Origin of the sequence: Brachybacterium sp. AOP25-B2-12 (assembly GCF_052378625.1) — a bacterium.
Lineage (GTDB): Bacteria > Actinomycetota > Actinomycetes > Actinomycetales > Dermabacteraceae > Brachybacterium.
In genome coordinates, this window is the sequence record NZ_JBQSXW010000069.1 from 1 (window position 1) to 952 (window position 952).

Here is a 952-nt window from a genome sequence, read left to right on the forward strand (position 1 = left end):
TGAACCGGCCCAGGTTTGATGCCGCTACTTTGCGGGTTCGGACTCTCGGGTGAGGGCCTCGTAGTGGAGCTTCTCGAACTCTATCGGGGTGAGCATCCCGAGGGTGCCGTGGAGTCGCCGGTTGTTGTACCAGTCGACCCAGCCGGCGGTCGCGTACTCGACGTCCGCGAGGGTTCGGTAGGACCCGGCGTGGAACACGGTGGTGCGGATGCACTCGGCCTTGTAGAGCCCGTTCACCGTCTCCATCAGGGCGTTATCGTAGGCGTCGCCGACGGTCCCGATCGACGGGGCGATGCCCTCGAGCGCGAGATGCTCGGTCAACCGAATCGCTGTGTACTGAGATCCGGCGTCGCTGTGGTGGATCAGATCTCCTGGTGAGATGGGGTTTCCTTCCCGTTCTCGCTGCCATAGCGCGATCCGCAGCGGCGTCATGACCAAGTCGACCTTCTTGCTCGAGGACGCGTGCCAGCCCACGATCCGCTGGGCGAACACGTCCAGGACGAACGCGACATAGACGAATCCCGCCCAGGTGCGGACGTAGGTGAAGTCCGTGACCCAGACCAGGTTCGGAGCCGCCGCGGTGAAGTCACGGTTCAGCAGGTCACCGGCACGTTTCCCGTCCGGATCAGGGATGGTGGTGCGCAGCTTCTTCGCCCGCCGAACACCTTCGAGGCCAAGCGTGCGCATCGCCCGGTCCACTGCGCCGCGAGACGTGGCGGCAAGCCCCGCCTGGCGGCGGAGCAGGGCGACCCACTTCCGTCGCCCGTAGAGACCCTCGGGAGTCATCTGGATCAGTCCGGTGGCCTCGTTGACCTTCCAGGCCAGGGTGCGGATCTGGTCTTCTACCAGGGCATCTGTGACGGTGCGGGTCGCGATTCGGGCCGGGCTCTTCCAAGACCGGTAGGTCCTTGCAGCGATCTTCAGGCCCTGCTGGCGCAGGACACGGAGGATC

At 65.3% G+C, this 952-nt stretch carries 1 protein-coding gene; it reads right to left on the bottom strand.

Annotated features, from left to right (window positions below):
- Window positions 1-24 precede the first annotated feature (24 nt).
- Window positions 25-952 (bottom strand): IS3 family transposase (locus tag ACT3TZ_RS15175; RefSeq protein WP_444584245.1); only part of this gene is annotated, 928 nt, incomplete at its 5' end.